The organism is Chryseobacterium sp. MYb328, from assembly GCF_037572595.1.
In the GTDB taxonomy this organism is placed as follows: Bacteria; Bacteroidota; Bacteroidia; order Flavobacteriales; family Weeksellaceae; genus Chryseobacterium; species Chryseobacterium pennae.
The window spans coordinates 1-3,583 of the sequence record NZ_JBBGZQ010000051.1; the positions used below are offsets into that span (position 1 = coordinate 1).

Consider the following 3,583-nt stretch of genomic DNA (forward strand, 5'->3'; position numbering starts at 1 on the left):
ACCTTCATTACGCTTATCTTTGTAGTATCTATAAATTCTGAACAAAAAATAATAATATGCTTTCATTTCTAAATTTTAATTTTCTCCCGGCTTGGGGAATAAAGAATTACCTGTTGAGTACTCATATAAAAATTTTCCTCCGAAATAAGCAAGAATAATAGCCCGTTACAGGCTATTTAAATAAAAATCAGAGTATTATATCAATACTCTGATTACGATAATTAAAATATTATTAGAATGTTTCTTCAAACCATTTTCTTATTTTACCCTCTAAAGAAGGTCGTCTTTCGATTTGTTCTATCGACGGGTTTTCTCTTCTCTCTTTGAATATTTTTTCACGATTAATATTAGCAAGTATAATAAATGAAACACTTAAAGCAATAATAAACGTAATAATATATATTCCTCCCTTTTTATCTTTGTGAAAATTAAAGCTTAAAAATTTCTTTTTTCTAACAACGAAATAATAATTTATTAATCCAATAAATATAAAAAACATTATAGCATAAAATTTATTGGGATACATCGGTAATAAATTGAAATAGTTAGCTAATCCATGGAAAAATAATATAACAAAACTAGTCAATACTGTACTAACAATAGTCGCACTAAATAATGCCTGAAATTCGTTCTCATTCTGCTTATCTTTATAATATCTATAAATTCTAAATAATAAATAATAATATGCTTTCATTATTTGTTTTAGTTTTTTTGCGGTTTCTCAAACAATGATTCTCCTGTTGAATATTCATATATGAATTTTCCTCCAAAATATGCAAGGCTAATAGGTGCACCCCAGCCAGTAAAACCAATAGCTCCCATTGCCAAGTCAACACTAGCTTCTGTTCCTGTAATTTGTCCATCTAAATATTGATAACCTGTTACAAACATTCCTACACCCCCTACAACTTTTCCAGCTATAGAATACGCAGAAGTTGCTTTTCCAGCTGCTGTATAGCCGTTTCTAAGCCCTTGCACTCCTCTTACAAATTTACCATTGGCTCCTTTTTCTAAAATTTTGGTAGATTTAACAATACCTTTTGCGTCTACCCAATGATACTTACTGTAAATACTTTTTTCTAAAGCGTAATAGGCAATTCCTCCGGCAGTCATAGTATTTCCTACATGTCCCCAATCAAAGCCTTCCTGACCTGGCAAGTAATGAGAGGGCTGCTTAATTTCCGGGATATCAGAGTTAGATAGCTTCAGCATATGCGCCACCATCTCCTGTGCTGTATTGGCATCTCCTTCTGCTCCTCCTGTCCACCAACTCATATAACCATTATGGCTACGCAGTGAATACTCTCCTCCATTAGCGAATACTGAGACTAAATCTTTATAAGCCTGAGTCTGGCCAAAGGTGGCACTCCCACCAAAATTGGTATTCCCACCTAAATTTCCAGGGTAGAAGCTTGTACTCAATCTTCCACCACCGCTCAGCATTTGTCCCATCACTCCACCGCCCTGGCTTTCAATAAAACCTGTATACTCTGCCTGCATTGCCTGATAATCGTTAACCAATGCCTTTCTGCCATCAGGGTCAATGAACATTATCGGATTATTTAATCCATAATTATATGGAGAAAATCTACGGGAGATCTCTGCCAGAGGATCCACCACTCCCCATCTTCCAATGTCCGACATATAAAATCTTGCCCCATAATCATACATTCCCGTTTCCTGAAGCTCTTTACCATTATATTTATAAGAATAATGGCTTACAAACTTAGACGTTCCTAATGATCCCTGGATATGATTCATCCCAAAAGGATAGTAATTATTAGTATCGGTAATCTCAAGAGCGCCTTCGCTGTTTTTAGCAAAACTTACCCCTGTATTTCCAAGGTGGTTTTTATACTGGTAATATATAATTATTTTCTAATTTAATAGAAGAAAACCATTGCATGATCGGCAATGGTTTCTTTATTATTTTACTGTTGAAAGCACTAGCATGATGCTCACGCTAGCGAGGGTGGGCTCAGTGATAATGTCAAAACAATTTAATTTTCTCTTTTAATCCTTTTTTTCACACCAAAGCACAAAACCATTTCTTTCTAATATCAGAGAATCTAAAATTTTACCAAAAGCAGTATGAACATCCCCTTCTATTACTTCGTCTATACAATCATAATCAGGTTCAAAAACTATAACCCATTTTTTTTCGACCCCAGTTAAAGAATATAATAGATTCAATAATGTATCATTTTCTCTAGGAATATTTGTATCTACAGAAAGTTCATTTATCAAACTTTCGATTCCATCAAGTATTGAAATACATTGCCATTGTTCTCTTTGAAAATCATTTGGCAAGAATGGTATGATGTGTTCAGGAACATTTGATTTGATTAATTTAAAATAATGAAACCAAGCTTCTTCCTGGCCCTGTGGAAATTTTTCTCCCTGCCACTCATAAACAGGTTGTTCAAAATTAACAGTTGTTATCTTTGACTCTATTGGTAATAAAAATTCGAAACCTACGTCCATAGTTATAATATTTTTTAAGGAAATGGCACTGCTTTACCATATTGCCAATTCTTTCCGTTATTGAAATTAAAAATGTGCTGATGCGGATTTGGATGTACTAAAGGACGCCCATGTGTTGTCCAATCCACTCTACTCCAAGGAACTACTTTCCCATTCGCCAAAGGCCAAGAACCACCTGTAAATGTTGCTGACTGTCTATATAATATACCATCACTTCCTATTTTACCTCCTAAAGTGGTGTGAGGATATTTACCTGCAAGAGGATCTGGTAATGGAATATCCCAACCTGCTACCTTTTGTTGAGACAATGGCGTTTTGGGAATATAAATTCCTCCTCCCTTAGAAGCATTATTTCCACTCTTAATAATTCCCGCTTCTCCACTTACTCCTTGCGGAGCTTTCATGGCATACAGAAATGTTGCTACTTGTGCAGTAGAATATGCATTCCTACCTTCCACCCCAAGCTGCATAAGCATTTCTGTCATACCCGCTTCCAAAAGCATGAATGGAATAGTAAGTATACTAACACTCTCCAATCCTCCTTTATCATTATACCTTCCAGCATTCAAAGTTCTATCCCATGCAAAATCACTCTTACCGTTCCACCATTCCATATATCTATTGACATGGCTTTGGATCTGCAGACCCCAGGAAAAGCTACTTTTTCCCTGAAGCTGTACATTAGGAATATTTATATGGATGCCATCACTTTCGTTTCTAACCCCTGAAGCCATATTAGCATTAGAAAGGTTCCCAGCATAATCCATTGTGTTTCCCCAATTATTACTAAAACCTCCATAACCATTATTTGTCCATACAGTACCGTCTGGCGAATCATAAATTTCCTTAGCAAATGCGGCAGATATCCTACCATCAGGGTCAAAATAATAAACAGGATTATTCAATACATAAGCATAAGGACTGGCAGAAAGATAGTTTTCCGAAAGCTGATCCAACCCATTCCATCTTCCCAGATCAGGAAAATATTGCCTCCAGCCATAATCATACATTCCCGTTTCCTGAAGCTCCTTTTCGTTAAACTTATAAGAATAATGGCTTCCAAACTTAGACGTTCCTAATGATCCCTGGATATGATTCA

At 35.6% G+C, this 3,583-nt stretch carries 4 protein-coding genes; all 4 read right to left on the reverse strand.

Translation table 11 applies throughout. The annotated features are described in order from the left end of the window. Positions 1-232: 232 nt before the first annotated feature. Positions 233-694, reverse strand: coding sequence for a hypothetical protein (locus WH267_RS24975; RefSeq protein WP_123318825.1), 462 nt, complete (start codon positions 692-694; stop codon positions 233-235). A gap of 8 nt (positions 695-702) precedes the next feature. Next, positions 703-1,875: an RHS repeat-associated core domain-containing protein gene (locus tag WH267_RS24980; RefSeq protein WP_340011705.1), complete on the reverse strand. Its 1,173-nt coding sequence runs from the start codon at positions 1,873-1,875 to the stop codon at positions 703-705. Between the two features lie 138 nt (positions 1,876-2,013). Beyond that, positions 2,014-2,484, reverse strand: coding sequence for a hypothetical protein (locus WH267_RS24985; protein WP_123318843.1), 471 nt, complete (start codon positions 2,482-2,484; stop codon positions 2,014-2,016). 14 nt (positions 2,485-2,498) lie between these two features. Beyond that, positions 2,499-3,583, reverse strand: a 1,085-nt coding sequence (locus WH267_RS24990; protein ID WP_340011704.1) for an RHS repeat-associated core domain-containing protein, incomplete at its 5' end; no start/stop codon positions are given.